This window comes from Inquilinus sp. CA228, from assembly GCF_052078665.1.
Classification (GTDB): domain Bacteria; phylum Pseudomonadota; class Alphaproteobacteria; order DSM-16000; family Inquilinaceae; genus Inquilinus.
The window spans coordinates 74806-100714 of record NZ_JBQJIK010000014.1 but is presented as its reverse complement, the minus strand read 5'-3'; the positions used below and the strand labels follow the sequence as shown (position 1 = coordinate 100714).

At 69.5% G+C, this 25909-nt stretch carries 27 protein-coding genes; 8 read left to right on the top strand and 19 right to left on the bottom strand.

Going from position 1 to position 25909, the window contains the following annotated elements; all coding sequences use genetic code 11:
• Positions 1-62: 62 nt before the first annotated feature.
• Complete coding sequence (locus ACTOWL_RS09275) at positions 63-557, bottom strand: VOC family protein (protein ID WP_441320928.1); 495 nt, start codon at positions 555-557, stop codon at positions 63-65.
• 219 nt (positions 558-776) lie between these two features.
• Here ACTOWL_RS09275 and hemA point away from each other — a divergent pair, with 219 nt between their 5' ends.
• The gene (hemA, locus tag ACTOWL_RS09270) at positions 777-1997 is read left to right on the top strand and encodes a 5-aminolevulinate synthase (RefSeq protein ID WP_380306024.1); all 1221 of its coding nucleotides are present in this window, start codon (positions 777-779) and stop codon (positions 1995-1997) included.
• Positions 1998-2111: 114 nt separating this feature from the next.
• Here hemA and ACTOWL_RS09265 read toward each other — a convergent pair whose 3' ends face one another.
• The 8 genes from ACTOWL_RS09265 to ACTOWL_RS09230 form a co-directional block, all read right to left on the bottom strand.
• A complete protein-coding gene (locus tag ACTOWL_RS09265) occupies positions 2112-2966 on the bottom strand; it encodes a hypothetical protein (protein WP_441320927.1) in 855 nt (284 codons plus the stop codon).
• Positions 2967-3119: 153 nt separating this feature from the next.
• Complete coding sequence (locus ACTOWL_RS09260) at positions 3120-4517, bottom strand: DHA2 family efflux MFS transporter permease subunit (RefSeq protein ID WP_441320926.1); 1398 nt, start codon at positions 4515-4517, stop codon at positions 3120-3122.
• Positions 4518-4624: 107 nt separating this feature from the next.
• The gene (locus tag ACTOWL_RS09255; protein WP_441320925.1) at positions 4625-5026 is read right to left on the bottom strand and encodes a type II toxin-antitoxin system VapC family toxin; all 402 of its coding nucleotides are present in this window, start codon (positions 5024-5026) and stop codon (positions 4625-4627) included.
• 3 nt (positions 5027-5029) lie between these two features.
• Positions 5030-5281 carry an antitoxin gene (locus ACTOWL_RS09250; protein WP_441320924.1) on the bottom strand — a complete coding sequence of 84 codons (252 nt, stop codon included), beginning with the start codon at positions 5279-5281 and terminating at the stop codon, positions 5030-5032.
• A 72-nt stretch (positions 5282-5353) separates the two neighbouring features.
• The gene (locus tag ACTOWL_RS09245; RefSeq protein WP_441320923.1) at positions 5354-6250 is read right to left on the bottom strand and encodes a bifunctional 5,10-methylenetetrahydrofolate dehydrogenase/5,10-methenyltetrahydrofolate cyclohydrolase; all 897 of its coding nucleotides are present in this window, start codon (positions 6248-6250) and stop codon (positions 5354-5356) included.
• Between the two features lie 88 nt (positions 6251-6338).
• Complete coding sequence (locus ACTOWL_RS09240) at positions 6339-7145, bottom strand: carbohydrate ABC transporter permease (RefSeq protein ID WP_441320922.1); 807 nt, start codon at positions 7143-7145, stop codon at positions 6339-6341.
• Positions 7142-8011, bottom strand: a complete 870-nt coding sequence (locus ACTOWL_RS09235) for a carbohydrate ABC transporter permease (protein WP_441320921.1) — start codon at positions 8009-8011, stop codon at positions 7142-7144. Before ACTOWL_RS09235 ends, ACTOWL_RS09240 begins: the two co-directional genes overlap by 4 nt.
• Before the next feature lie 141 nt (positions 8012-8152).
• Positions 8153-9418, bottom strand: a complete 1266-nt coding sequence (locus ACTOWL_RS09230) for an ABC transporter substrate-binding protein (protein WP_441320920.1) — start codon at positions 9416-9418, stop codon at positions 8153-8155.
• Positions 9419-9681: 263 nt separating this feature from the next.
• Between ACTOWL_RS09230 and ACTOWL_RS09225 the strand changes: the two genes are divergently transcribed.
• The gene (locus ACTOWL_RS09225) at positions 9682-10707 is read left to right on the top strand and encodes a LacI family DNA-binding transcriptional regulator (RefSeq protein ID WP_441320919.1); all 1026 of its coding nucleotides are present in this window, start codon (positions 9682-9684) and stop codon (positions 10705-10707) included.
• Here the strand turns inward: ACTOWL_RS09225 and ACTOWL_RS09220 are convergent.
• The 3 genes from ACTOWL_RS09220 to ACTOWL_RS09210 all read right to left on the bottom strand — a co-directional run bounded on the left by ACTOWL_RS09220 (position 10704) and on the right by ACTOWL_RS09210 (position 13127).
• Positions 10704-11129, bottom strand: a complete 426-nt coding sequence (locus ACTOWL_RS09220; RefSeq protein ID WP_441320918.1) for a GNAT family N-acetyltransferase — start codon at positions 11127-11129, stop codon at positions 10704-10706. The two genes, ACTOWL_RS09225 and ACTOWL_RS09220, sit on opposite strands and share 4 nt — an antisense overlap.
• A gap of 19 nt (positions 11130-11148) precedes the next feature.
• Entirely contained in the window at positions 11149-11937 is a 789-nt protein-coding gene (locus tag ACTOWL_RS09215; RefSeq protein WP_441320917.1) for a phosphodiesterase, read from the bottom strand.
• Between the two features lie 125 nt (positions 11938-12062).
• Positions 12063-13127 (bottom strand): trypsin-like peptidase domain-containing protein, encoded by a 1065-nt coding sequence (locus ACTOWL_RS09210; RefSeq protein WP_441320916.1) that lies wholly within the window; start codon positions 13125-13127, stop codon positions 12063-12065.
• A 282-nt stretch (positions 13128-13409) separates the two neighbouring features.
• Between ACTOWL_RS09210 and ACTOWL_RS09205 the strand changes: the two genes are divergently transcribed.
• Positions 13410-13637, top strand: coding sequence for a hypothetical protein (locus tag ACTOWL_RS09205; protein ID WP_441320915.1), 228 nt, complete (start codon positions 13410-13412; stop codon positions 13635-13637).
• 135 nt (positions 13638-13772) lie between these two features.
• Here the strand turns inward: ACTOWL_RS09205 and aroC are convergent, their stop codons facing one another.
• From aroC to fabI, 3 genes are read right to left on the bottom strand one after another with little or no spacing between them, the layout of a single operon-like run.
• Positions 13773-14843 carry a chorismate synthase gene (gene aroC, locus ACTOWL_RS09200; protein ID WP_441320914.1) on the bottom strand — a complete coding sequence of 357 codons (1071 nt, stop codon included), beginning with the start codon at positions 14841-14843 and terminating at the stop codon, positions 13773-13775.
• Between the two features lie 10 nt (positions 14844-14853).
• Positions 14854-15348 (bottom strand): GNAT family N-acetyltransferase, encoded by a 495-nt coding sequence (locus ACTOWL_RS09195; protein ID WP_441320913.1) that lies wholly within the window; start codon positions 15346-15348, stop codon positions 14854-14856.
• Positions 15345-16184: an enoyl-ACP reductase FabI gene (gene fabI, locus ACTOWL_RS09190; RefSeq protein WP_441320912.1), complete on the bottom strand. Its 840-nt coding sequence runs from the start codon at positions 16182-16184 to the stop codon at positions 15345-15347. Before fabI ends, ACTOWL_RS09195 begins: the two co-directional genes overlap by 4 nt.
• 111 nt (positions 16185-16295) lie before the next feature.
• On the opposite strand from fabI, the gene ACTOWL_RS09185 reads away from it, so the two are divergent.
• Positions 16296-17663 carry a YihY family inner membrane protein gene (locus ACTOWL_RS09185; RefSeq protein ID WP_441320911.1) on the top strand — a complete coding sequence of 456 codons (1368 nt, stop codon included), beginning with the start codon at positions 16296-16298 and terminating at the stop codon, positions 17661-17663.
• Between the two features lie 42 nt (positions 17664-17705).
• On the opposite strand, the gene ACTOWL_RS09180 is transcribed toward ACTOWL_RS09185, so the two are convergent.
• Entirely contained in the window at positions 17706-18173 is a 468-nt protein-coding gene (locus tag ACTOWL_RS09180; RefSeq protein ID WP_441320910.1) for an RT0821/Lpp0805 family surface protein, read from the bottom strand.
• A 117-nt stretch (positions 18174-18290) separates the two neighbouring features.
• On the opposite strand from ACTOWL_RS09180, the gene pdxH reads away from it, so the two are divergent.
• Together pdxH and ACTOWL_RS09170 are read left to right on the top strand one after the other, a co-directional pair.
• Positions 18291-18968, top strand: a complete 678-nt coding sequence (gene pdxH, locus ACTOWL_RS09175; protein ID WP_441320909.1) for a pyridoxamine 5'-phosphate oxidase — start codon at positions 18291-18293, stop codon at positions 18966-18968.
• Positions 18965-19915, top strand: a complete 951-nt coding sequence (locus ACTOWL_RS09170) for a cation diffusion facilitator family transporter (RefSeq protein ID WP_441320908.1) — start codon at positions 18965-18967, stop codon at positions 19913-19915. The genes pdxH and ACTOWL_RS09170 overlap by 4 nt, the downstream gene beginning before the upstream one ends.
• Here the strand turns inward: ACTOWL_RS09170 and ACTOWL_RS09165 are convergent.
• On the bottom strand, positions 19912-21507 hold the full coding sequence (locus ACTOWL_RS09165) for a calcium-binding protein (RefSeq protein WP_441320907.1): 1596 nt from the start codon (positions 21505-21507) through the stop codon (positions 19912-19914). The two genes, ACTOWL_RS09170 and ACTOWL_RS09165, sit on opposite strands and share 4 nt — an antisense overlap.
• A 216-nt stretch (positions 21508-21723) precedes the next feature.
• Here ACTOWL_RS09165 and ACTOWL_RS09160 point away from each other — a divergent pair, with 216 nt between their 5' ends.
• Complete coding sequence (locus ACTOWL_RS09160) at positions 21724-22296, top strand: peroxidase-related enzyme (protein WP_441320906.1); 573 nt, start codon at positions 21724-21726, stop codon at positions 22294-22296.
• Positions 22297-22318: 22 nt separating this feature from the next.
• Complete coding sequence (gene sppA, locus ACTOWL_RS09155) at positions 22319-24073, top strand: signal peptide peptidase SppA (RefSeq protein WP_441320905.1); 1755 nt, start codon at positions 22319-22321, stop codon at positions 24071-24073.
• Between the two features lie 76 nt (positions 24074-24149).
• Here sppA and ACTOWL_RS09150 read toward each other — a convergent pair whose 3' ends face one another.
• Together ACTOWL_RS09150 and ACTOWL_RS09145 are read right to left on the bottom strand one after the other, a co-directional pair.
• Positions 24150-24800, bottom strand: a complete 651-nt coding sequence (locus tag ACTOWL_RS09150) for an AbiU2 domain-containing protein (protein ID WP_441320904.1) — start codon at positions 24798-24800, stop codon at positions 24150-24152.
• A 355-nt stretch (positions 24801-25155) separates the two neighbouring features.
• Positions 25156-25755 (bottom strand): VOC family protein, encoded by a 600-nt coding sequence (locus ACTOWL_RS09145; protein WP_441320903.1) that lies wholly within the window; start codon positions 25753-25755, stop codon positions 25156-25158.
• Between the last annotated feature and the right edge of the window lie 154 nt (positions 25756-25909).

The window sequence follows — 25909 nt, the reverse complement described above, 5'->3', positions numbered from 1 at the left end:
CTTCGTCGCATGAACGGGGCGAGTTTCCCCAGCGGCGGATGGTTACGGCCGTAGCGATGCGCTCAGTCCTCTCCCCGATAGGCCCGCTCCACGGCGGCGATGTCGATCTTGGTCATCTGCAGCATCGCCTGGAACACCCGGGTCGCCTTCACCGGATCGGGGTCGTGGGTCCGTTGGATCAGGATGTCGGGCGTGATCTGCCACGAAAGGCCGTACCGGTCCTTCAGCCAGCCGCACTGGCTGTGCTCGCCGCCGCCCTCGACCAGGCGGGCCCAGAACCGGTCGACCTCCTCCTGGTTCGCGCAACGGACGACGAAGGAGACGGCCCAGGAGAACTTGAAGTCCCCGCCGCCGTTGATGGCGGTGAAGTCCTGGCCCTCGAGCTGGAAGCCGACGGTCAGGGCGGTGCCGTTCGGCCCCGACATGGTGTCGCCGTTGCGCAGCACGGAGGTGATCCGCGAATTGTCGAAGACCGAGACGTAGAACTCGACCGCTTCCTCGGCCTTGCCGTCAAGGAACCATAGGAACGGCGTGATCTTCTGGGTGATCTGGGCCAAAGCGGCCTCCTCCGTTGATGATGCCCCGAGGACGGACGGGCGAGGCGCTTCCCGACAGGGGCCGCGAGATTTTTCCGCATCATGCGGCGGATCGCCGCCGAAGCCGCCCCGGGCCTCACCTCTCGGCACGGTTCGACTATGGTGCCATTTCACGCGGCGGCAATAGATGCGCTACACTTTCCGCCCGGGCCCCGGCCCGAGGCACGGCGAGACGGTGGAATGGACTACGAGAACATCTTCAGGACGGCGATCGAAACCCTGAAGGCCGAAGGCCGCTACCGGATCTTCGCCGAGCTCGAACGCCACGCCGGAGCCTTCCCGCGCGCCGCCCATCACGGCCTCGACGGCGCGCCGGACGTCACCGTCTGGTGCTCGAACGACTATCTCGGCATGGGCCAGCACCCGGCGGTGCTGGCGGCGATGCACGAGGCGCTGGACCGCTGCGGCGCCGGCGCCGGCGGCACCCGCAACATCTCCGGCACCCATATCTATCACCGGGCGCTGGAGGCCGAGCTGGCCGACCTGCACGGCAAGGAAGCGGCGCTCCTCTTCACCTCCGGCTTCGTCTCCAACGACGCCTCGCTGTCCACCCTGGCCAAGCTGATCCCCGGCTGCGTCGTGTTCTCCGACGCGCTGAACCACGCCTCGATGATCGCCGGCATCCGCCATTCCGGCTGCGAGAAGCGGATCTTCCGCCACAACGACCCGGCCGACCTGGACCGGTTGATGTCGGAATATCCGGCGACCCGGCCGAAGCTGGTGGCGTTCGAGAGCGTCTATTCGATGGACGGCGACATCTCGCCGATCGCCGAGATCTGCGACGTCGCCGACCGGCACGGCGCCATGACCTATCTCGACGAGGTCCACGCCGTCGGCATGTACGGCCCGCGCGGCGGCGGCATCGCCGAGCGCGACGGGCTGACCCGCCGCCTGACCGTGATCGAGGGCACGCTGGGCAAGGCCTTCGGCGTGATGGGCGGCTATGTCGCCGGATCTTCCATGCTGGTCGACGCGCTGCGCAGCCACGCCCCGGGCTTCATCTTCACCACCTCGCTGCCGCCGGTGGTGGCGGCCGGAGCGCTGGCCGCGATCCGCCACCTCAAGGCCAGCGGCGCCGAGCGCGAGCGGCACCAGGAGCGGGCGGCGACGCTGAAGCGCCAACTGCGCGCCGCCGGCCTGCCGGTGATGCCGTCGGCCAGCCACATCGTGCCGGTCTTCGTCGGCGACGCCCGGCTGTGCAAGGCGGCCAGCGACCTGCTGCTGGACCGGCACCGGATCTACGTCCAGCCGATCAACTACCCGACCGTGCCGCGCGGCGCGGAGCGGCTGCGCATCACCCCGACGCCGCTGCATGACGACCTGCAGATGGCGCGGCTGGTCGAGGCGCTGCGCGATGTCTGGTCGACGCTCGCGATCCCCGTCGCCGCCGCGGCAGCCTGACCTGCCGCGCAAGGCACCGGCGCCGCCCCCGGCACGGGACCGGCCGCCCGGTGAAGGTGCCGGCGCCGCCTCGCGGAAAGTCTCCGTCAAAGCCGCCGAAGCGCTGAGCGGCCGTCAGCGCGGCGAGGCAACTCGCTCGATGACCAGGGTTCCGCCGGGGCCGTCCAGATACTCCGCATATTCGCGCACCGGGCTGAAGCGCAGCGGCACGCCTCCGAGATCCGCTGTGTCGCCGGGCGAGAGGCGCGTGCCCGTGCTTCGGACATAGCCCAGCAGCGCGGAGAAGATGTCGACGGCGGCCTCGCCCTCTCCCTCCGCCCCGAGCAGGGCGAAGTCCGGTGCCCCCCAGCGGTGGAACCCCTTCGAGCAGAACCAGATCAGGCCGTCGGGCCGGGAAAACTTCACGAAGCCGGTCCAGATCGCGACCGGGATGGTCTGTCGCGCCCCATTCAGGAAGTCGGCCACCAGCGACGCGGTGATCGCCCTCGGTGGCAAACAGTTCCAAGCGGCGGTGTCGACCACGCCGATCAGCCCATAGCGAAGGAAGGCGGCCGCCACCTTCAGGGCCGCGATGAACTGTTCGGTCGGATCGGCCTCTATCCCCGCATAGGCGCAGATCATGTGTGCCCGATGACGGCGCAGCGGCCCCTTGTCGTCGGCCGACCAGTTGGAGGTGTCGATGGCGTTCTGCGAACTGTCCGCAGGCACCAGTGCATCGATCCCCGTAAGAGCGAAGCTGTGGTTGCCGAAAGAGATCGTCAGTGTCGCGCCCGGAGCCGCCGAACCATCCACCGGTGTCGACAATGGCTCGATACCGGCGATGTCCTGCCGGATCGCCGTCAGGTCCGGCGTGGGGAGTGCGTCGAACAGCAGGAACAGAATCAGGCGGTCCGGCGCCGGCGCCTCGCTCTGCGGGCCGGACTGCATCTTCGAAGGATCGCCGCGGCGTAGCCCCGAGAACCAACGCATTCGCGTGCCTGCTCCCCTGACACCCTCGACGATCGTGTTCCAATAGTACCCTACCCACCGTGACGCAGCCACGTGGCCTTCGTTGGCGAAGCAACGTCATCATGGCGGCGGCGAACACGTGACCGGCGCTTCTGGCCTTGGTTTAGGTTGCCGTTACTTCCGCTCGTGGCCGCTGACCTGGGCGCCGTCCTCCGGCCGCAGGTACAGGAAGCCCGGGATCGACAGCAGCGGGATCACCGCCATCAGCAGGAACGCCTCATGGAAGCGTTCCGGCGTCAGCACATGGCTTTCGAAGCTGACCAGGCCGAGCAGCATCGCGCCCATCGAGACGCCGAAGCTGACGCTGAGCTGCTGCAACACGCCGCCCAGGCTGGTGGCGCGGCTGAGCCGTTCGGCCGGCATGTCGGCATAGGACAGGGTGTTCGAGGTCATGAACTGCATCGACCGCAGCAGGCCGAAGAAGAAGATGTAGCCCAGCAGCACCCAGTGCGGCGTGTCCGGCCGCATCAGGGCGAAGCCGGCGATGGCGACGGCGCCGAGCCCGGCGCTGATGATCAGCACCCGGTCGAAGCCGAGGTGGCGCAGCATCGGCGACAGCGTCGGCCGGATCATCAGCGCGCCCAGGCTGCTGACGAAGGTCAGCGACCCCGACACCACCGGGCTGAAGCCGAAGCCGACCTGCAGCATCAGCGGCAGCAGGAAGGGCACGCCGTTCAGCCCGACGCGGCACAGCCCGCCGGCCAGGGTGCCGACCCAGAAGGAGCGCAGCCGGAACAGCGTCATGTCGACCGCCGGGTTCGCCCGCTTGCGGGCATAGCGGCCGAAGGCCAGCAGCAACAGGATGGCGGCGACCAGCACCGCCGCGATCGCCAGGACCGGAATGGTCGGGCGGCCGATATTCTCCAGCCCGTATTGCAGCAGGGCGACGCCGAGCCCGACCATGATGAAGCCCGGATAGTCGAACGGCGTCACCGTCTCGCCCTTGACGTCATCGAAATAGTGCAGTGCCGCCAGGATGCCGACGCAGCCGAAGGGCACGTTGACGTAGAAGATCCAGCGCCAGGACGTGTAGGTGGTGAGGACGCCGCCGAGCAGCGGCCCGATCACCGGCCCCAGGATCGCCGGCAGGGTCATGTAGGTCATGGCCGTGACCAGCTGCGCCCGCGGGAAGCTGCGCAGCAGGATCAGCCGGCCCACCGGCGTCATCATGGCGCCGCCCAGCCCCTGCAGCACCCGCATCGCCAGCAGCATGCCGAAGCTGTCGGCCATGCCGCACAGCGCCGAGCCCAGGGTGAAGATGCCGAGCGCCAGGGCGAAGATCCGGCGGGCGCCGAACCGGTCGGCGAACCAGCCGCTGACCGGGATGAACACGGCCAGGGTCAGGACATAGGTCGTCACCGCCAGATTCAGCCGCAGCGGCGTGGTGTCCAGGCTGACGGCCATGTCCGGGATGGCGGTGGTGATGATGGTGGAGTCGAGCTGCTCCATCAGGAAGGCGACGGCGACGATCATCGGGATGATCACGCGCAGCCGCGGATCCCGCTCCGTCACGAATTGGGGCTGGTCAGGGACTCGGTCCGATGCCGTCATATGTCGGGTTTAAACCCGCGGACGGCCGCTGGCACCTTGTCTCCATGCGCCGCTGGGTTGCGGCCGGGTCAGGGCTTCGCCCAGTTCTCCACTGTCAGGCCGGAATAAAGGTTGAAATCGGCCTCGTTATTGGTGACCAGGACTACCCCGAGGCTGAGGGCATGGGCCGCGATCAGTCGGTCCAGCACGTCACGCCGGCGGTCGCGGACGGCGGCGGCCAGCTCGCCGTAGCGGACCGCCGCGTCCGTGTCGAAGGGCTGGGCCGGAATGAAGTCGAGCAGCCGGTCTACCGCCTGCTCGGCCTGCGGCTTCGTCGACGGGTCACGCTCGACCCCATGGCGCAGCTCGGCCAGCGTCACCACCGACATCACCACGTCCCCCTGGGACAGCGCCGCGAAGCGGCTGAGCACCTGCGGCGGATGGCGCTGGATCAGGTGGATGCAGATGTTGGTGTCGAGCATGTAGCGCATGGCTCAGCTGGCACTGCCCTGGCCCCAATCCCTCTCCTTCTGCTCGTGATGCTCCCGGCCCTCGGCCATGAAGCCCGGCGGGAAGGACGCGAAGGCCTGCGCCACCCCGGCCAGCGAGCGGGACGCCACCGGCCGGATGATCAGGCTGTCACCGCGGCGCTCGATCTCCACATCCTGCGCCGCATCGGCGAAGGCCAGCTCCTTGGGAATGCGCACGGCCAGGGAATTGCCGCTTCTGAACAGCCGGGTCAGCATCTCGGGGGCCTCCTTTCGTATATACTGTATATACGATTTTGGTGACCAACGGCAACGCCTGCCGCGCAGAGTTCAGAACGTCGAAGCACCCAGCCGGGCCTCGTAATGCGCCTTCTGGCGGCGGGTGGCGACCACGGTGTTGCGCATCAGCACCGCCACCGTCACCGGCCCGACGCCGCCCGGCACCGGGGTGATCCAGCCGGCCACCGGGGCGACGCTGTCATAGTCGACATCGCCGACCACCCGGCTCTTGCCGTCGTCGTCCACCACCTCGTTGATGCCGATGTCGATCACGGCGGCGCCCGGCTTGATCATGTCGCCGGTGACCAGCTTCGGCTTGCCGACGGCGACGAACACCGCGTCCGCCCGGCGCGAATGCATCGAGACCGAGCGGGTCATGTGATGGCAGACCGTGACCGTCGCCCCTTCCGACATCAGCAGGAAGGCGATCGGCTTGCCGACGATCTCGGAATGGCCGATCACCACCGCCTCCAGCCCCTCCAGCTGCAGGCCGGTGCGCTTCAGCATCTCGACCGCCGCCAGCGCGGTGCAGGGCGCCAGCTCCAGCTCGTTGTAGACGATGTTGCCGATCGAGGCCGGGTTCATGCCCTCGACATCCTTCAGCGGATGGATCGCCGTCTGCATCGCCTTGATCGAGATGTGCTTCGGCACCGGGCGCTGCAGGATGATGCCGCTGACCTGCGGATCGGCGTTCAGCGCGGCGATGGCGGCGCGCAGCTCCTCCTGCGTGATCCGCTCCGGCAACCGCCTGGTCTCGAAGGCGATGCCGACGCCCTCGGCCGTGCGCCGCTGGTTGCGGACATAGACGTCGACCGCGCTTTCGTCGCCGACCGTGATCGACACCAGCTTCGGCGGCCAATGCGCCTCGCCCAGCGCCTGCACTTCCGCCGCCACGTCGGCCAGGATGGCATCCGCCACCGCCCGCCCGGTCAGGTCCCGCTCGCCCATCGCCCGCTCCGTCACGTCGGAATGCGCGGCTTTTGACCCCCGCGGGGCCCAGCGTCAACCCATGGTCGCGGATGGCACCCCTGTGCCGCTATTTGGCCTGGTGGGCGAAGCCGCGCAGCAGGTGCTTCTGGATGTAGCCGGCGACCAGCAGCACCGGCAGCGAGGACAGCAGGCCGATCGCCATCAGCCGGCCCCACAGCGTCTCGTCCTCGGTGATGAAGGTGGCGACGTAGAGCGGCAGGGTGAAGCGGCTGGGGCGCTGCAGGTACAGCAGCGCGAACAGGAACTCGTTCCAGCACAGGATCAGGGCGAAGATCAGCGTCGCCACCAGCCCGGGCAGGGCCAGCGGCAGCACGATGTGCCACAGGCGGCGGCCCAGCCCGGCGCCGTCGATCGCCGCCGCGGCCTCGATCTCGACCGGCACCTCACGGACGAAGCCCAGCAGCATCCACAGGCAGAAGGGCAGCGTGTAGAGCTGGTAGACCAGCACCAGCCCGGACAGGCTGCCGAGCAGGCCGAGATCGAGCAGCAGGGCGTGCAGCGGCAGCGCCACCACGATCGGCGGCATCAGCTTGACCACCAGCACCAGCAGCAGGAACAGGATGTCGAGCCGCTTGGGGAAGCGGAACCGGGCCAGCGCATAGGCGGCCAGGAAACCGGCGAACAGCGACAGCAGCGTGGCGCCGAAGGCGACGATGGCGGTGTTCTTCAACCGCACCAGGAAGCCGTCGTCGAGCACGGCGCGGATGTTGTCGAGCGTCGGGGCGGTCGGCAGGAAGCCGCGGCCGGCGCGGGCCGGGTCCTCGAAGGCGGCACCGATCATCCACACCACCGGCAGGGCGAAGACCAGCACGAACAGGGCGATGCCGAGAGTGGGCAGGACGCGGCGGATCACCTGGTCGACCCCCGCATCGCCTGGGCGGCATAGACGGCGCACAGGGCGCAGGCGATCGCCATCATCACCACCGAGGCGGCGGCGGCGAGGCCGACATCGAAGAACTTAAAGCCCTTCTGGTAGACATACATCGACATCGTCTCGGTGGCGTTGCCGGGGCCGCCGCCGGTCAGGGCATAGACCTTGTCGAACAGCTTGAAGGTGTCGATCAGGCGCAGCAGCAGGGCCAGGAAGATCTGGCCGCGCACCAGCGGCAGCACGATGCGGGTCAGCAGCACCCAGGGCCGGGCGCCGTCGGTCCGCGCCGCCTCGACGATCTCGGGCGGGATCGACTGCAGCCCGGCCAGGACGATCAACGTCGTCATCGGCGTCCATTGCCAGGTGTCGACCAGCATCACCGACCACAGCGCCAGGCCGGGATCGGACAGCCAGGCCACCGGCGGCAGGCCGAGCCAGCCGAGCGCGCCGTTCAGCACCCCGACATCGTAATGGAACCAGGACCGCCAGATCGCCGAGCAGACCAGGGTCGACAGCATCATCGGATAGACCACGACCGACAGCGCCGCGCCACGGCCGCGGAACTCGCGGTTCAGCAGCAGCGCGAGGGCGGTGCCGAGCCCGACCTGGACCAGCGAGGCCACGACCGCGAACTGGACGGTGTTGCCGATGTCGACCCGGAAGAACCAGTCGCCGAACAAAGTGGCGTAGTTGGCGAGGCCGACCCAGCGCGAGGTGTCGGCCGCGAAGTCGATGTCCTGGAAGGAGTAGATCGCGACCTGGACCACGGGCGCGAGCGCGAACACGACCAGCAGCAGCGCGGCGGGAAGCAGAAGCAGGACGAGCTGCCGACGGTCGGTGAAGAGCATGGGGTGATAAACAGTCTTCCGGAATTCCTATCCTGTCATGCCCGGGCTTGACCCGGGCATCCAGGGCGCACGCACCGCTCTTGGTGGCCCCTGGATCGCCGGGTCAAGCCCGGCGATGACAGAATAGGGTAACCTCGTGCCTTACTTCGCCAGCGCCTTGTCGATGTCGGCCGAGGCCTTCGTCAGCGCCTCCTCCGGCGCCATTTGGCCGACCAGGGCCAGCTGCAGGTAGTCGCCGAGGATCGATTCGACCTGCGGCCACTGCTTGATCCGCGGCCGCGACACGCCGGCCTCGAGCGCCTTCAGCTGGTCCGGGTACCAGCGGTACTTGGCGACCAGGTCCTTGTCGGCATAGAGCGCGGTCAGCGTCGGCGGCAGGCCGAAGCGCAGCGCCAGCTCCTTCTGCATGTCGGCGCCGTTCAGGAAGGCCAGGAACTTCTGCGCCCCCTCGGCATTCGGCGCGCCCGACGGCACCGCCACCTGCCAGATGCCCAGCATCGGCGCCGGGCCCTTGGTCTCGCCCGGGGCCGGGCCGATCGCGACCTTGCCGACCACCTTCGACTTGGCGGCGTCGTCCAGCGACGGCACCCAGGCCGGCCAGACCTCGATCGCCATCGCGGCGCGGCCCTGCTGCAGCGCGTCGCGCACCTCGGTGGCGTTGTAGGTCTCGACCCCGGTCGGGGCGAAGGCCTTCAGCGCCAGGAACTGCTGCAGCGCCTTGACCCCGGCCGGCGACGCCAGCGCCGCCTTGCCGGAGCCGTCGATGATCTCGCCGCCATGGGCCCAGAAGATCGGCAGGAAGCCGGTGACGATCGGGTTGCCCTTGGTGCCGCGGAACACCACGCCGGCGACGCTCGGGTCCTTGGCCTTCAGCGCCTCGGCCGCCTTGACCACATCGCTCCAGCTCTTCGGCGCGGCCAGGCCGGCCGCCTGGAACAGGTCGGTGCGGTAGGCGAACATCTCGACATTGCCGGCGAAGGGCAGCGCCACCACCTGCCCGTCCTTGCCCTTGGACAGGGCGGTCAGGCTGGGGATCACGCCCGACAGGTCGGCGGTCACCGGCTTCAGCCAGCCATTGGCGGTGAATTCCGGCATCCAGGTGTCGTCGGCGACGACCACGTCATAGGCGTCGGCGCCGCCGCGCAGCGACACCACCAGCTTCTCGTACAGGCTGCCATAGGGCAGCTTCAGCAGCTCGACCTCGGTGTCCGGCGACACGGTCTTGTAGGCGTCGATGGCATAGGCCAGGGCGTCGCCATAGACGCCGTCGCGGCCGGCGATCACCAGCTCGTCCGCCTGCGCGGCCCCGGCCAGCAGCAGCGCCGCCAGCCCAACCGCGCCGGCGATGCCGGCCGTTTTGCGGTGCGCCGTGCGGAGCACGGCACGGCCGATCAACTTCGTCGTCATCTCCAATCCCTCCCAGTCCGCAGGATGGTCGGCGGCGCCCAGTTTATGAACACGTGTTCATACGCCTTCAATTCCGATCGTCGGCCGCACCGCTCTCCGGCGGCGGTTCTATCATGGTCCCGGACACCGCACGCTTTCAAGGAAATGAATGTTTCGTGACGGTCCGGTGACATTCGCCAGCAGCCGCAGAAATCAACTTTACGGCGTCTCGCCTTCGTGAACACGTGTGCGCTATCCTGGACTCTTCGGCATGGGAGCGCCGGTTGGGACGACGACGGCAGGGCAGCGAGACACGGCCGGTGACGGCCCAGGCGGTGGCGGAGCGGGCCGGGGTGTCGCGCGCCACGGTCTCGCGCATCATGTCCGGCCAAGCCCGGGTGGCGGCCGAGACCCGCGAGCGGGTGCTGGAGGCGGCCTCGGCCCTGGGCTACCAGGTCAACATGCTGGGCCGCGGCATGAACCGCCAGCGCTCCGACCTGGTCGGCATCGTCGTGCGCGGCGCCACCGACCCCTACCGCGCCGCGCTGTTCGAGGCGCTGCTGCGCGAGATCGACGGCCGCGGCCTGCAGTCGCTGGTCAGCGAGGTCGGCGACGAGGCGGCGCTGGACCGCACCATCGCCCGCTTCCTGCAGTACCGGGTCACCGGCGTGTTGGTGACCTCCGGCGCGCCGCCGATCGCCCTGGCCGAGCAATGCGCCCGGCTGGGCATCCCGGTGGTGGCGCTGAACCGCGCCGTGTCGATCCCCGGGGTCGACGCCGTGCTGTCGGACAACGAGACCGGCGGCCGGCTGGCGGCGGAGGCGCTGCTGGAAGCGGGCTGCCGGCATCTCGGCTTCCTCGGGGTCGAGGGCGGCACCTATAGCGGCCTGGCCCGCAGCGCCGCCTTCGTCGCCGCGCTGGCCCCGGCCCTGGCCGCCGGCCGCGCCACCTTCCGCCCGATCGTCGCCGCCGGACCCGACCACGATGCCGGCACCGCGGCCGCCGCCACGGCCTGGACCGCGCCGCTGGACGGTCTGTTCTGCGCCAGCGACGTGCTGGCCTGCGGCTTCCTGGACGGGGCAAAGGCCGCCGGCCGCGCCGCCCCGCGCGATGTCTCGATCATCGGCTTCGACGACGTGACGCCGGCCGGCCTGGCCCCCTATCGCCTGACCACGATCCGCCAGGATGCCGGCCGCATCGCCGCCCGCGCCGTGGCGCTGATGCTGGAGCGCGCCGAGGACCCCGCCCGGCCGGCAACGGTGGAGAAGGTGCCGGTGACCCTGGTGCGGCGGGCCACGGTCGCGGGCTAGAGATCCTTGGTCATGAACACCCGGCTGGTGCCCGGCGGGTCGCAGGGGATCTCGCCGAACACCCGCCAGCCTTGGCGGCGGTAGAAGTCCGGCGCCTGGAAGCTGATGGTGAGGAGCACGGCGGAGCGGCAGCCGCGCCGCCGCCCCTCTTCCTCCATCATCTGCAGGATCCGGCTGCCCAGCCCCGAGCCGCGCAGCGCCTTCGGCAGCCAGAATAGCTCGACGAAGAGCAGCCCCAGCGAGGTGCGCCCCTTGGCGCCGCCGAGGATCTCGCCGGTCGCGGGATCCTTGACCGTCACGGCGAGCGGCCGCCGGTCGCTGTAGCCGGTGACCGCGTCGTTGAAGGCGTTCAGCCCGTCATTGATCAGGGCCTCCAGCCGGTCGTCGGCCGTCTCGGTCAGCACGATCTCGGGATCAGGCATGGCCGCCTCCGCTCCGCCGTCAGGATACCCGCCGCTGCACGCCGTCGATCGGCGACAGGTGCGAGATCAGCCGCTTGCCGGTCCAGTACAGCAGCCGGACCAGCGGCGGCTCGATGCCGACCGTCAGCTCGGCCCCCTGCTCCAGGTTGAACCCGACCGCATGCGACGGGCTGGGCCCGATCGAGGCCGGGATGCCGGCGAAGGTGGTGTCGACCGCGCGGTGGACATGGCCGCACAGCACATGCACCACCTGGCGGTGCCGCACCAGCACCCGAGCCAGGCCGTCGCCATTGCCGCAGCGCCAGCCATCCATCCGGGTCAGGCCGGTCTCGAAGGGCGGGTGGTGCATGAACACCAGCGCCGGCTGCTGCGGCGCCTCCGACAGCCGGGCGTCGAGCCACTCCAGGCGCTCGTCGCACAGCAGCCCCTCGATCCGGCCGGGGATGGTGGTGTCGAGCCCGATCAGGCGCAGGCCCCCGGTCTCGCCGGCGATGTTCAGGAATGGGCCGTCGGTGCCGATCCCGGCATGGCCGGCGAAGGCCTCGCGCATCGCCTCGCGCGAATCATGGTTGCCGGGGATCGCCAGCATCGGCAGGCCCAGCGGCGCCAGCGCCTTCTGGAACAGCCGGTACGATTCGACGTCGGCGCGGTCGACCAGGTCGCCGGTGACCAGCAGCAGATCCGGCCGCGGCGACAGCGCGGCGAGATGCTCGGCGCAGCGGCGCAGCGCGCCGAGCGCGTCGATCCCCGTCTCGACCGCGACGTCCGGCGTGGTCACGTGGGGGTCGGTGATCTGGGCGATCAGCATGAACGTCCTCGGCGCCGCGGGAGACGGGATCGGCACGGTCGCGCGAGGGCCGTGCCGACCAGATCTGATCCCAGACCGTTACAACGACGGCAGGGCCCGACGCCAGCGCCGGAATGTGAATACGGCTATTGCGCGCCGAGCGCGACCGGCAGGCTGAGCGTCTGCTTGCCGCGGACCACGGTCAGCATCACCGAGGTCTGCGGCCGCATCAGGCCGACGGCGTTGCGCAGCGCGGTGGCGCCGTCGATCGGGTGCCCGTCCAGCCCCGTCACCACATCGCCGACCTTGAGGCCGGCCGAGGCCGCCACGGTGCCGGGAACGATGCCGGTGATCAGCGCGCCGCGGGTGGCGCCGGAGATGCCGCGCGACGCCGCCTTGGCCGCGGTCAGGTCCTCGATGGCGACGCCGAGCCGGGCCCGCGACACCGAGCCGAACTGCTCGATCTGGTCGATCGAGTTCTTGACCATGTGCATCGGGATGGCGAAGCCGATGCCGGCATTGGCGCCGGACGGGCTGAGGATGGCGGTGTTGATGCCGACCAGGCGGCCGTTGAGGTCGATCAGCGCCCCGCCGGAGCTGCCGGGGTTGATCGCCGCGTCGGTCTGGATGAAGTCCTCATAGCCCTCGATGCCCAGGCCGCTGCGGCCGGTGGCGCTGACGATGCCGAGCGAGGCGGTCTGGCCCAGGCCGAACGGGTTGCCGATCGCGACCACGAAGTCGCCGACCTTGGGCATGTCGGTGTCGTCCACCGGCAGCTCGGTCTTCAGCCCGTTGGCCGGGATGCGCAGCACCGCGATGTCGATGTCGGCGGCCGAGCCCACGACCTGGGCCGTCACCTCGTTGCCGTTGCCCAGGGTGACGCCGATCTCGGTGGCGTTCTCGACGACATGGGCGCTGGTGACCACCAGGCCCTTGGCGGCGTCGACGATGACGCCGGAACCGACGCTGCGGAACGCCTTCTCCTTCTCGCCGCCGAAATAGCGCCGGATGTCGGGATCGCGCAGCATCTCGGCGCTGGGGCGGACGGTGCCGCGGACCTGGACGTTCACCACCGCCGGCATCGCCTCGGTCAGCAAGGGGTTGAGGCTGGTCGGCAGGGTGCCGCCGGCGGAGCCGGCCGAGCCCCCCGAATTGCAGGCGGCCAGCGCCAGCATCGCAGGCACGACCAACAGCGTCAGGATGCGGCGCATCAATGTCTCCTTCCGATCCGCTGGAAGATGTGCGCCGGTTTGCGCCAAGCGTCCAGGACTGGGTTGATTCCCGACCACCGAACCCGCGAGGGCGGCGAAAGTTCACGGGCGGCGGGCCAAGGTGGCGGCAGGAATGGGCCGGGAGCAAGGGTTTTGCGATCGGTGCGTCGCGGCCCCTCCCATCCCGTCGCCGGCCGGGCTATAGTCAGACATGACGACTGTGTGACATCGGCGTCGGCGACAGGCGTCGGGCTGCGATCCGCTCAGATCCGGAGGGACTTCATGACCGCGAGCGAACACGCCGACAGCGCGGATATCGAGGCTTTGGCGAAATTTTTGTCCGAATCCGGGTCGTCCGCCGTGGCGCCCTTCGCCCTGGTGCGCCGGGGCAAGGTCATGTGCTTCTTCGACAACCCGGCGACGGCGACCGAAAGCGGCATCCAGGCCTATGCCGACCGCGCCTTCACGGTGATCGACATCCGCGCCCAAAGGGTCGTCCGCCGGCGGTGAGCGCGAGGCGCCGTTCAGTTCGCATTTCCATAGTCTGTCATGCCCAGGCTTGACCCGGGCATCCAGAGGGTCTCGACATCTTCTGGATTGCCGGGTCAAGCCCGGCAATGACAGCAAGGGGTGTCGTCCCCGGCCTCAGCCCTCGATCGCCCTCTGCCGCAGCAGGTGGTCGGCCAGGACGCAGGCCATCATTGCCTCGCCCACCGGCACGGCGCGGATGCCGACGCAGGGGTCGTGCCGGCCCTTGGTCAGGATCTCGGTGTTGTGGCCCTCGATGTCGACCGTCCGCCGCGGCGTCAGGATCGAGCTGGTCGGCTTGACCGCGAAGCGCACCACCACCGGCTGGCCGGTCGAGATGCCGCCGAGGATGCCGCCGGCGTTGTTGGCGGTGAAGCGCACCTCGCCGTCATTGCCCATCAGCATCTCGTCGGCGTTCTCCTCGCCGGACAGGGACGCGGCGCCGAAGCCGGCGCCGATCTCGACCCCCTTCACCGCGTTGATCGTCATCATCGCCCGGGCCAGGTCGCTGTCGAGCTTGTCGTAGATCGGCTCGCCCCAGCCGGCCGGCACGCCCTCGGCCACCACCTCGACAACGGCGCCGGTGGAGGACCCGGCCTTGCGCACGCCGTCGAGATAGTCGGCCCAGCGCGACGCGGTGTCGGCATCGGGGCAGAAGAACGGGTTGCGGTCGACCTCGTCCCAGTCCCAGCGATCGCGGTCGATCTTGTGCGGGCCGATCTGCACCAGCGCCCCGCGCACGGTCACCCCGACCAGGATCTTGCGGGCGACGGCGCCAGCGGCGACCCGGCAGGCGGTCTCGCGGGCGCTGGACCGGCCGCCGCCGCGCGGATCGCGGATGCCGTATTTCTTCCAGTAGGTGTAGTCGGCATGGCCGGGCCGGAACTTGGCCGCGATCTCGGAATAGTCCTTGCTGCGCTGGTCGGTGTTCTCAATCAAGAGCGAGATCGGCGTGCCGGTGGTCTGCCCCTCATAGACGCCGGACAGGATCTTGACCTCGTCGGCCTCGCGCCGCTGGGTGACGAAGCGCGACTGGCCCGGCTTGCGCTTGTCCATCCAGGGCTGGATGTCGGCCTCGCTCAAGGGGATGCGCGGCGGCGTGCCGTCGACCACGACGCCGATCGCGGGCCCGTGACTTTCGCCCCAGGTGGTGAAGCGGAACAGGGTTCCGAAGCTGTTGCCGGCCATAGTGGGGCCCTCAGCCCTCTCGGGCCATGCGGTCGAGGGCGTCGCCCTCGAGCCGATAATAGATCTTCTGCGCCAGCCGCGCCGCGCCGATCCGGTCGTAGAGGCGCTGCGCTCCCTCGTTCGACGTTTCGGTGGTCCAGTCGAGCCGAGTGCAGCCGCGGTCCTGCGCCAGCCGCGCCAGGAAGCGCAGCAGCGCCTCGCCGGCGCCGAGCCCGCGCGCCCCGTCACGGACATACAGGTCTTTCAGTTGCAGATGCCCGGTCAGGGCCCGACCCGGGAACAGCATACCGAAGCTGGCGGCGCCGACCGCCCGGCCGTCGATCTCGGCCAGGGCGATCTCGGTCGGATGCTCGCCATAGACATAGCGTTCGACCCGTTCGGCCGTGACCGTGTCGGGGTCGAGCACCCGGCCCTCGGCATAGTGCCGGTCGAGGTCCTGGAACACCGCCGTCACGGCCGCGCGGTCGGCATCCGTGGCCAGCCGGACCGTGACGGCCGCGCTCATGACTTCGGCGCCAGGCTCTGCAGCAGCTCGGCCGTCGCGGCCGCGTTGTCGACCGCGACCATGCCGACGGTGTGGAAGCCGCAATCGACGTGGTGGACCTCGCCGGTCACGCCGGAGCCGAGCTCGGAGATCAGGTACAGGCCGGCGCCGCCGACCTGTTCGATGGTGACGTTGCGCTTCAGCGGCGCGTTCAGCTCGTTCCACTTCAGGATGTAGCGGAAATCGCCGATGCCGCTGGCGGCCAGGGTCTTGATCGGGCCGGCCGAGATGGCGTTGACCCGGATGCCACGGCCGCCCAGGTCGACCGCGAGGTAGCGCACGCTGGCCTCCAGCGCCGCCTTGGCCACGCCCATCACATTGTAGTGCGGCATCACCCGCTCCGCCCCGTAATAGGTCAGGGTCAGCAGGCTGCCGCCGTCGCTCATCAGCGGCACCGCCCGCTGCGCCACGGCGGTGAAGCTGTAGCAGGAGATGTCCATGGTGCGCAGGAAGTTGTCCCGCGTCGTGTTCAGGTACAGACCGTCGAGCTCGTTCTTGTCGGAGAAGGCGATGCCGTGCACCAGGAAGTCGAGCCGGCCCCAGTCGCGCTCCAGCGTCTGGAACACCGCGTCGATGCTGGCATGGTCGGTGACGTCGCAGGGCAGCACATGGGTCGAGCCGACACTTTCGGCGAGCGGCTTGACACGCTTGTGCAGCGCGTCACCCTGATAGGTGAAGGCGAGCTCCGCACCCTGCGCCGCACAGGCCGACGCGATCCCCCAGGCGATCGACCGGTCATTGGCGACGCCCATGATCAAGCCGCGCTTGCCTTGAAGGAGCGGAGAGGGAACCGTCATTGCAGAGCCTCAGTTGGGGTCAGGACACCCGAACGGGGCGTGCCGCGGGTCCTCGGGACTATGCCGGGGATCGTACACGAACGCCCTTTCGGGTCAAATGTGGGCTGATGAATGGCATCGGGACCGGGTGATCGGCAAGAGCAGAGCGGGGATTTCGGCCACAAGCTCCGCCACTGGGCGCGGGCGCTCTACACCTTCGGCCGCTATGCCGTGCTGCGCTTCTGGAACGACCGCGGGGCGCAGGCGGCGTCGGCCCTGACCTATTCCTCGCTGCTGGCGCTGGTGCCGATCGCCACCATCGCCTTCTCGATCCTGTCCGCCTTCCCCGCCTTCGGCCTGATCAAGGGCGCGGCCCAGGCCTGGCTGGTCGAGATGCTGGTGCCCGAGGTCGGGCACACCGTCCTGAACTACCTCGAAGGGTTCAGCCAGAACACCGGCCGGCTGACCGCCTTCTCGATCGTCGGCCTGGTGGTCAGCTCGGTGCTGCTGCTGGCCACCATCGAGGATGCCTTCAACGGCATCTGGCGGGTGAAGGAGCAGCGGGCCTGGGCGGTGCGGATCGTCACCTTCTGGGCGATCCTGACCCTGACCCCGATCCTGGTGGTCGCCAGCTTCTCCTTCACCATCAGCTTCTTCGGCAGCCATGGCGGCGGCGTCGCCCAGCAGCTGTGGGCGCCCTTCATCGGCTTCGTGCCGCTGATGCTGCAGTTCATCGGCTTCTCGCTGCTGTACCAGCTGATTCCGAACCGCTCGGTGCGCTGGATCGACGCCGTGATCGGCGGGCTGATCGCGGCGGTGGCGTTCGACCTCTCCAAGCGCCTGTTCGCCTGGTACCTGCGCGAATTCCCGGCCTATGAGACGATCTACGGCGCCCTGGCCACGATCCCGATCTTCCTGCTGTGGCTGTACCTCGCCTGGTCGATCGTGCTGATCGGCGCGGTGATCGCCGCGGCGCTGCCGGACTGGCGCTCCGGCCGCCTGCTGGGCGGCGAGATCGACAACCTGCTGCCGGGGCCGCGGCTGACCGTCGCCGTCGCCATCCTGCGCGAGCTGGCGGCGGCCAGCCGGCTCGGCGTCGGCATGCACCGCCGCACCCTGCTCGACCGCGTGCCGGTCGGCATCTCCGCTCTCGACGGCATGCTGGAGCAGCTGCGCCACGCCCGCTTCGTCGAACGCTCCGCCTCCGACACCTGGCTGATCTCGCGCGATCTCCGGGTCACCACCCTGGCCGACCTGATGCGCGGGCTCGGCGTCGGCATGCGCGGCAAGATCGGCGAGGTGCCCGGGCTGGAGGGCGCCTGGCTGCAGGCGCTGGCCGACCGCATCCACGCCGCCGAGGAGGCGCATCAGGACAGCCTGGGCGTGCCGCTGGCGGCGGTGCTGGTCGACGAGCCGCCGGCCGAGCGCCTGCCCGGCCGGGCGGAGAAGCCGCCGATCCCGCTGCATCGGGTGGCCCCGAATGCGGAAGGCCCGCCGTGAGTGACACGGCGGGCCTTCGTCGGGCCATGCGGGCCGTGCGTTTTAACTGACGATGCCCCAGGTGCCGTCGCCGTTGCGGCAGGCGGTGCCCCGGCCGGTCTGAGCCCGGCCCTCGACATAGATGGTCTGGGTGAATTCGCGGCAGTCGCGCCCGGAATCCCGGTAGGTGCGGGTCGGGGTGACGGTGCCGTAATTGCCCGAATCCGGGTTGCGCCAGGAGCTCTCGGTGCCGGTGGGGGCGGATTCGAAGCTGCGGTTGTAGGTCTGCTCGGCATACATCTGGTCGGACCGGTCGAGCGAGGCGCCGACCGAGTTGCCGAGCCAGGCGCCGATCAGCGTGCCGGCGCCGACCGCGACCAGCTTGCCGGTGCCGCTGCCGAACTGCGAGCCCAGCAGGGCGCCGCCGCCGGCACCGACCAGGGTGCCGATGCCCTGCTTCTGCCCCATGTCCTGGCACCCGGCCAAGGCGACCGCACCGACGAGCACGGCGGCGATGGTGTACTTCCTCATGATCTCCGATCCTCCTGCGATGCCCGCAGCGGGCATCGGACCTGTCCTGGCCGCCATGGACTTCACGGCGTCGATGCCTAATGTAGCCAAAATTCGACCGAATGAAGGCCGTGCGCCATGACGACGCCCCCCTCCACCACCCCAAATCCCGGCAGTGCCGCAACCGAACCCGTCAACCGGGATTTCGTTCCGCCGGCGGACCCGTTCGCGCTGTTCGAAACCTGGTTTGGCCTGGCCGCGGCGCATGAGATCAACGACCCCAACGCCATGGCGCTGGCGACCACGGCGGCCGACGGCGCGCCGTCGGTCCGGATGGTGCTGCTGAAAGGGGTCGACGACGCCGTGGCCGAAGCGCGCGGCTTCGTCTTCTTCACCAATCTGGAGAGCCGCAAGGGCGAGGAACTGGCGCGCAACCCGCGGGCGGCACTGTGCTTCTACTGGAAGAGCCTGCGCCGGCAGGTGCGGGTCGAGGGGCCGGTGACGCCGGTCGAGCCGGCCGAGGCCGATTCCTACTACGCCAGCCGGGCCCGCGGCAGCCGGATCGGCGCCTGGGCCTCGGCCCAGTCGCGGCCGCTGGCCGACCGGGCGACGCTGGAGCAGGCGGTCGACGAGGCCACCCGCCGCTTCGGCCCCGAGGAGTCGGACGGGCCGGTGCCGCGGCCGCCGCACTGGTCCGGCTTCCGCCTGGTGCCCTGGCGCATCGAGTTCTGGCAGGAGCGGCCGTACCGCCTGCACGACCGGGTGGTGTACGAGCCGGGACGGGACGGCTGGAGCCACCACCGGCTGTATCCGTGACCGACGCCGCTCAGACCGGGCAGAACGGCACCGACCAGGCCCGGCGCGACCGGCTGCTGCGGCTGGCGACGACGGTCAGCGTCTCGGTCGCCTCGACCCTGGCCGTGCTCAAGCTCGCCGCCTGGCTGGTCACCGGATCGGCCGCGATCCTGTCCTCGCTGCTCGACAGCCTGGTCGACGTCGCCGCCTCCGGCATCCTCTTGATCAGCGTGCGCCACGCGCTGCGGCCGCCGGACCGGTCGCACCGCTTCGGTCACGGCAAGGCCGAGCCGCTGGGCGCCATCGCCCAGGCCGCCTTCGTCGGCGGCTCGGCCCTGCTGCTGATCTTCGAATCGGCCGGCCGCTTCATCACCCCGGAGCCGGTGGCCGAGGTACCGATCGGCATCGCCGTGATGGCGATCTCGCTGGTGGCGACGGTTCTCCTGGTCATGTTCCAGCGCGGCGTCGCCCGCCGCACCGGATCGACCGCGATCGAGGCCGACCGGCTGAACTATGTCGGCGACACCGCCACCAGCGTGGTGGTGCTGGCGGTGCTGGTGATCGGCCAGCGGCCGGGCTGGCAGTGGCTCGACCCCGCCGCCGCGATCGGCGTCGCGCTGTGGCTCTTGGTCAGCGCCGCCCGCATCGCCCGCCGCGCCGTCGACCATCTGATGGACCGCGAGCTGCCGCGCGAGGACCGGGACCGGATCGCCGCCATCGTCCGCGCCGATCCGGAGGTGGCGGGCCTGCACGACCTGCGCACCCGCAGTGCCGGCGGCACCCGCTTCATCGAGCTGCATGTCGAGATGGACGGCAACCTGACCCTGTGGCAGGCCCACACCATCTGCGACCGGGTCGAGGCGGCGCTGTCCGACGCCTTCCCGGACGCCGAGGTGATCCTGCACCAGGAGCCGGCCGGGCTGGAAGACGAGCGGCTCGACCACCGCATCTACAAGCGGCCGTCCTAGCCGATCAGGAAATCCGAGGCCGCCAGCGCGGTGCCGGGCTCGACGATCGCGAAGGCCCGGGCGGCGCCGGGGCCGATGCCGTCGCGGTCGTAGCGCAGCGTGCCGGTGTCGATGTCGTAAAGGATCCGGTCGTCGGCCTCCCCGGCCGCCGTCCCCAGCGTGAAGGCGTCGGGCGACAGCGCGCCCGTCGGCAGCCGGGTGAAGATCGCGGGGTCGAGCAGGAAGTGGTCCTCGCCCGGCGTGAAGTCGGTGATGCGGTCGATGTTGCTGCCGCCGAAGGCGGTGTCGAAGACGAAGCTGTCGGCCCCCCCGCCGCCGGTCAGCACGTCCTTGCCGAGGCCGCCGGCCAGTGTGTTGACGACGTCGTTGCCGGTCAGGGCGTTCGCCAGGTCGTTGCCGGTGGCGTCGACCGCCTGGCTGCCGATCAGCACCAGATTCTCGACATTGTCGCCGAGCCGGTAGTCGATGGCGGATCGCACGGTGTCGGTGCCGGGCTCGGCGAGCTCGATCACCCGATCGCCGGCGCTGCCGACGACATAGGTGTCGTTGCCGGCGCCGCCGTCCATGGTGTCGGCGCCCAGCCCGCCGTCGAGCCAGTCGCTGCCGGCGCCGCCATGGAGGGTGTCGTCGCCGGCCGCCCCGGCCAGCGATCCACCCCAGTCGTCGGCGGTGATGACGTTGTCGAGCGCGTTGCCGACCCCGCGCAGCCCCCCGAATATGAAGAGATTCTCGACATTGTCCGGCAGGCGGTAGGACTGGCTCGCAGAGACCGTGTCGATGCCCTCGCCGGCGGCCTCGACGACGACCTGCCCGAAGCGGGTCAGGAGGTAGAGGTCGTCGCCGGTGTCGCCATGCAGTTCGACGGGCCCTGTCCAGCCATGCAGCCGGTCGTCGCCGGCCTCGCCATAGAGGATGTCGAAGCCTTCCTGGCCATAGAGGACGTCGTTGCCGTCGCCGCCGTGGAGCAGGTCGTCGCCGGTTCCGCCATAGAGGAGGTCGGCATCCGCGCCGCCGAACAGGCGGTCGCTCCCGTCGCCACCGTAGAGGTAGTCGAGACCGGCACCGCCCTCGACGAGGTCGTTGCCGGCCAGGCCATAAAGGTCGTCGTTGCCGCCGCGCCCCCAGACCGAATCCGTGCCCGCACCGCCGAGGATGACGTCGGCGAGATAGCCGCCGGTGAGGATGTCGTCGCCGGCACCCGCCCGGAACTGCAGGATTTCGATACTGGTGATCCGGGTTCCGTTCGGCAGCACCTGCTCGATGCCGGGATCGGCGATCGACAGCGTGATCGGCGCCGTGAAGCGATCGTCGAACTGCAGGTAGAGGAAGTCGACGCCGGCGCCGCCATCCACCAGGTCGCCATCGCCGGCGCCGCCCAGGACCGAGATGAAGATCGAATCGTCGCCGGCCCCGCCGGACAGCTCGTCGCGGCCCGCACCGGCGGCCAGCAGATCGTCGCCGTCGTCGCCGAAGAGCTGGTCGTCGCCGGTGTCGCCGAAGAGCTGGTCGTCGCCGCCAAGCCCGTGGATGACATCCGCTTCCGCCGTGCCGGTCAGATCGTTGTCGAGATCGTCGCCAGTGATGATCGCCATGAGCCGGCCTCCCCAACGGATACGCCATCTTTGCCCGGAACGATGACGGTTCGATGCTCGAATCTAAAGATGTCGAACCTTCAAATCTTCGGTGATCCTATCCCGCATCTGGCTTCGACTTCACGCAGAAGTACCTGGCTATGACCGGCGCCCCGGGTTCGACGGCGGCGCGGCCGCCTGCTAGGCTGCGCCGGCGACCAGAGAGGATTCCCAACCGTGCCGCAGCCCGATCACGTCATGGCCTTCCCGATCCCGGACGAGGCGGCGCTCGACGAGGACCTCAAGGCCTATTACGCCAAATGCCTGGAGAAGCTGGGGCTGGTGCCGAACGTGATCCGCACCTACAGCCTGCGGCCGAAGAAGCTGCGCAACTTCATCGCCACCTACAACGAGCTGATGCTGGGCGACAGCGGCCTGTCGAAGCTGGAGCGCGAGATGATCGCCGTCACCGTCTCCTCCGCCAACCGCTGCTACTATTGCCTGGTCGCGCATGGCCAGGCGGTGCGGCGCCTGGCGGACGACCCGGAGCTCGGCGAGATGCTGGCCTTCAACCACCGCGTCGCCCGGCTGCCGCCGCGCCAGCGCGCCATGCTGGATTTCGCCTGGCTGCTGACCACCGAGCCGCACAAGGTCGGCGATGCCGAGCGCGCGGCGCTGCGCCAGAACGGCTTCTCCGACGAGGACATCTTCGACATCTGTGACGTGACCGGGTTCTTCAACATGTCGAACCGGGTCGCCTCGGGCGTCGACATGATGCCGAACCGCGACTATCACGCGATGAACCGCTGATCCCCCCGGGCAGGATTCATTCATGGGCCGCTTCATCCGCGCCATCCTCATCATCTTCGGCGTGCTGTTCCTGCTGCTGATCGTGGCCGCCGGCGGGCTGGTCTGGTACGCGGCCGACCGGTCGCCGCAGCTGCCGAAGGGCGACCTTGCCCTGCTGCTCGACCTGCGCAAGGGCGCCCCGGACGGGGTCCCGGCCGGCCGCTTCAGCCTGAGCCGCAGCCCGCTGACCCTGCACCAGACGATCGACGCGATCGACCGCGCCGCCGCCGATCCGCGGGTCGGCGCCATCGTCGCCCGGCTGTCGGCCGATGCGGTGCCGCTGGCCTCGGCGCAGGAGCTGCGCGACGCCATCGACCGGGCGCGCCGCGCCGGCAAGCTGACCGTGGCCCATGCCGACGACCTCGGCAGCGGCGGCCCGGGCAATGTCGCGGTCTTCCTCGCCGCCGGCTTCGACCAGACCCTGATGATGCCGCAGGGCAGCGTCGGCCTGACCGGTATCTCGGTCGAGGTGCCGTTCGTGCGCGACCTGCTGGACACCGTCGGCGTCCAACCCGAGGTCAGCAAGCGCGGCCAGTACAAATCGGCGCCCGAGACCTTCACCGAGCGCGACTTCACCCCGGCCAGCCGGGCGATGAACGAGGCCATGGCCCAGGGGCTGTACGACCAGCTGGTCGCCGGCATCGCCCAGGGCCGCGCCCTGCCGCCCGACCAGGTCAAGCGGCTGATCGACGGCGGGCCCTACACCGCCAAGGAGGCGGTCGACGCCAAGCTGGTCGACACGCTGGCCTATTGGGACGAGGTCGACGGGCTGGTCGATGCCCGCACCGACCGCAAGCTGACCGAGGTCAAGGCCGCCGACTACCTCGCCGCGACCGAGCCGGAGGTGAAGGGCGACCAGCCGCGGATCGCGGTGATCTACGCCACCGGCGCGATCGTCGACGAGCCGTCGGAGGGCAGCCTGGACCGCCAGATCGTCGGCCGCGAGCTGGCCGAGACCATCGACGACGCGGTCGCGGACGAGAAGGTCAAGGCGATCGTGCTGCGCATCGACAGCCCCGGCGGCTCGGTCGTCGCCTCGGCCCTGGTCGGCCGGTCGGTCGGGCGGGCGCGCGACGCCGGCAAGCCGATCGTGGTGTCGATGGGCGAGACCGCGGCCTCCGGCGGCTACTGGATCGCCGCCCAGGCCAAGGCGATCGTGGCCCAGCCCTCGACTCTGACCGGCTCGATCGGCATCTTCGCCGGCAAGCCGGTGCTGCAGGCGCTGTGGAAGAAGGTCGGCGTCAACTGGGGCAGCGTGCAGCGCGGCCGCAACGCCGGCATCTGGACCGTGAACGAGCCCATGGACAGCGGCGAGAAGGGCCGCTTCGAGGCCGGCGTCGACGCCGGCTACGACGCCTTCCTGCAGCTCGTGGCCAAGGGCCGCGGCATGGACCCGAAGGCGGTCGACGCCATCGCCCAGGGCCGGGTCTGGCTCGGCAGCGAGGCGGTGAAGAACGGCCTGGTGGACCGGCTGGGCGGCCTCGACGCGGCGATGGTCATCGCCCGCCAGGCGATCGGCCTGGGCCCCGACGCCAGGGTGGCGGTGGTGCGCCTGCCGCGGCCGCGCTCGGCCCTGGACACGCTGCGCCGGCTGATCTCCGGCAGCCCGCTCGGCGGGGCGGCGCTGCTCGAGGCCGGGCTGGGCCCCCTGGGCCCGATCGCCGAACGCTTCGGCGCCCTCGCCGCCGTCACGGACGGCCCGGTCGCGGCGATGCAGCCGCTGCTGCTGGGACGGTAGGGCCCGATCGGCCGAGGGCAACTGCGATCCGAAGGCGACCTTCCCTCAATCGTCCGCTTAGGTTCGGTCGCGTGCCCTATGGGTGCAGAACGGTCGCCGGCAGCGCCCGCCCCCAAAAGGCATCCGCTTCCTCGCGGTGCAACTCACCGTAGGCCGCCAAGTCTTCATTCAGTCCAAGGACTGCGTGATTCACCGCCGCCGCAATCAGAGTGGACTCGCGCCCTAGGTAGAACAGCTCTTTGTACACCGGACTGGTGATCTTCCTTCCCAAGCTGTGCGCAAGGTAGTTGTGCCGAAATTCCCGCATTGTTGTAACAGCCCGTGTCCATCGCGCGCTGCTGCTCAGCTGCGTATATAGTGATGTCGCGCCATCGACGGCGCTGCGGCACGCGTCTCCCCTCGCCCTCGGTTCGCTCGGTCCAAATCGCCAATGCTTAGCTGCGCGTTTCACCAACGCATCGCAACAGCCTGGCTGAGCCAGCCATTCCATCAGGTATGGGATGCAGTTCGAATCCCGTTTCGCGAGAGGCATTTTCTCCCGGGAGTTGTCGAGCAGCCGGCCCAGGATCACGATCAGATGGGTTTCCAGGCTGCTCTTAATGATGTTGTAGGCCTCTGCCCCTTCGGCGTGCTGGCCCTTCAGCGTTTTCACGACGTCATTGCCAGCCTCCAGCACTGCCTCGACCGCCAGCGCTCGGCGGATATCCCTCCTGACCAGGCGATTCATCCGAATCACCTGCTGGACTGGGTTCCCAGCTCCGATCATCTCGCTATCCCTGCTCTATCCGATGCCGCTTTCGCATTCCGTCTTTAGCTTTGCTCTTCCTGCTAGCTAGTGCGCTGCCGTTTCGCAACGACATCAAGTCGGGGAGCTAGGCAACCCGGCGCGGTCGAGGTTGGATTCTAACCCACTGCGCGTTTCGGACACTAAGCTTCGCCGAGCCATGGGTCGACATGTCGGTCGGCTCTTTGGCCACGATACCTTCTGTAGTCGGGTTGCCGCCGGAGATCCGTGCCGACACCATCTTGAGCATGGGCTTGGTATCGGCACAGAGGGCGCCTGCGGTGAACCTGCACGCCACTTACAGGGGCAGTTCCTGGCCGGCCTGCTCGCGGACGATGTGTTCGGCGTACCAGTCCGGCCAATTCACATCGTGCACGCCGCCGTTCCGCTTCTCATGCTCGCCATGCGCCGCCGCCGCCCGCCGCAGCGCGGCCGCGAGCTCGCGGGACGAGGTGAAGGTGGTGTCGCCCGCCTCGACGCGCCCGGGCAGGCGGTTCGTGACCTCCTGGATCTGCCAGGGGTTGCCGTCCGGGTCCTTGAACGAGGCCCAGGAGGCGTAGCTGCGCCGGGTCGGCTCCGGCCCGCTGCGGCGCGCGCCGGTCGCGTCGAAATGGTAGACCTCACCGACTTCGACGCCGCGGGCGGCCAGCTCGGCCTGCGTCGCCACGATGTCGGAGACGATGAAATAGGGGGCCACGGTGTTGCCCTGGCCGAAGATCACCGAGGCCGGCGAGCCCGGCGGGGTGACCTGGATGACCCGGAAATTGTCGCCGGAGATGTCGGCGTCCAGCCGCCAGCCCAGGCCGGTGTAGAAGCTCTTGGCGCGGTCGATGTCCGAGACCGGGATGGTGACGACCTCGAGCTTCAGCTCGGGGGCCCGCACATTGGCGTTGCTCATGTCCTGCTCCTTGGGTTGCGGGAGTTCGCGGATCTGCGCGCTCTCCCGGTTTAGATCGTGTCCGCTTCGATCGGACACGATCTATATAGGCCGCCGGATTCGCCGCGTCAATACCTTCCGATTTAATCGGATGCGATCTATATAGAGGAGACAT

What these genes read in the sequence shown, in the direction of transcription:
- ACTOWL_RS09195 (WP_441320913.1), bottom strand. Translation starts at nt 15,348, where the DNA reads ATGAGCGCGGCCGTCACGGTCCGGCTGGCCACGGATGCCGACCGCGCG.
- ACTOWL_RS09165 (WP_441320907.1), bottom strand. Translation starts at nt 21,507, where the DNA reads ATGGCGATCATCACTGGCGACGATCTCGACAACGATCTGACCGGCACG.
- ACTOWL_RS09150 (WP_441320904.1), bottom strand. Translation starts at nt 24,800, where the DNA reads ATGAATCGCCTGGTCAGGAGGGATATCCGCCGAGCGCTGGCGGTCGAG.
- ACTOWL_RS09235 (WP_441320921.1), bottom strand. Translation starts at nt 8,011, where the DNA reads ATGCTCTTCACCGACCGTCGGCAGCTCGTCCTGCTTCTGCTTCCCGCC.
- ACTOWL_RS09180 (WP_441320910.1), bottom strand. Translation starts at nt 18,173, where the DNA reads ATGAGGAAGTACACCATCGCCGCCGTGCTCGTCGGTGCGGTCGCCTTG.
- ACTOWL_RS09210 (WP_441320916.1), bottom strand. Translation starts at nt 13,127, where the DNA reads ATGCGCCGCATCCTGACGCTGTTGGTCGTGCCTGCGATGCTGGCGCTG.
- hemA (WP_380306024.1), top strand. Translation starts at nt 777, where the DNA reads ATGGACTACGAGAACATCTTCAGGACGGCGATCGAAACCCTGAAGGCC.
- ACTOWL_RS09220 (WP_441320918.1), bottom strand. Translation starts at nt 11,129, where the DNA reads ATGCCTGATCCCGAGATCGTGCTGACCGAGACGGCCGACGACCGGCTG.
- ACTOWL_RS09230 (WP_441320920.1), bottom strand. Translation starts at nt 9,418, where the DNA reads ATGACGACGAAGTTGATCGGCCGTGCCGTGCTCCGCACGGCGCACCGC.
- ACTOWL_RS09205 (WP_441320915.1), top strand. Translation starts at nt 13,410, where the DNA reads ATGACCGCGAGCGAACACGCCGACAGCGCGGATATCGAGGCTTTGGCG.
- fabI (WP_441320912.1), bottom strand. Translation starts at nt 16,184, where the DNA reads ATGACGGTTCCCTCTCCGCTCCTTCAAGGCAAGCGCGGCTTGATCATG.
- ACTOWL_RS09185 (WP_441320911.1), top strand. Translation starts at nt 16,296, where the DNA reads ATGGCATCGGGACCGGGTGATCGGCAAGAGCAGAGCGGGGATTTCGGC.
- ACTOWL_RS09245 (WP_441320923.1), bottom strand. Translation starts at nt 6,250, where the DNA reads ATGGGCGAGCGGGACCTGACCGGGCGGGCGGTGGCGGATGCCATCCTG.
- sppA (WP_441320905.1), top strand. Translation starts at nt 22,319, where the DNA reads ATGGGCCGCTTCATCCGCGCCATCCTCATCATCTTCGGCGTGCTGTTC.
- ACTOWL_RS09265 (WP_441320927.1), bottom strand. Translation starts at nt 2,966, where the DNA reads ATGCGTTGGTTCTCGGGGCTACGCCGCGGCGATCCTTCGAAGATGCAG.
- aroC (WP_441320914.1), bottom strand. Translation starts at nt 14,843, where the DNA reads ATGGCCGGCAACAGCTTCGGAACCCTGTTCCGCTTCACCACCTGGGGC.
- ACTOWL_RS09255 (WP_441320925.1), bottom strand. Translation starts at nt 5,026, where the DNA reads ATGCGCTACATGCTCGACACCAACATCTGCATCCACCTGATCCAGCGC.
- ACTOWL_RS09145 (WP_441320903.1), bottom strand. Translation starts at nt 25,755, where the DNA reads ATGAGCAACGCCAATGTGCGGGCCCCCGAGCTGAAGCTCGAGGTCGTC.
- pdxH (WP_441320909.1), top strand. Translation starts at nt 18,291, where the DNA reads ATGACGACGCCCCCCTCCACCACCCCAAATCCCGGCAGTGCCGCAACC.
- ACTOWL_RS09215 (WP_441320917.1), bottom strand. Translation starts at nt 11,937, where the DNA reads ATGCTGATCGCCCAGATCACCGACCCCCACGTGACCACGCCGGACGTC.
- ACTOWL_RS09250 (WP_441320924.1), bottom strand. Translation starts at nt 5,281, where the DNA reads ATGCTGACCCGGCTGTTCAGAAGCGGCAATTCCCTGGCCGTGCGCATT.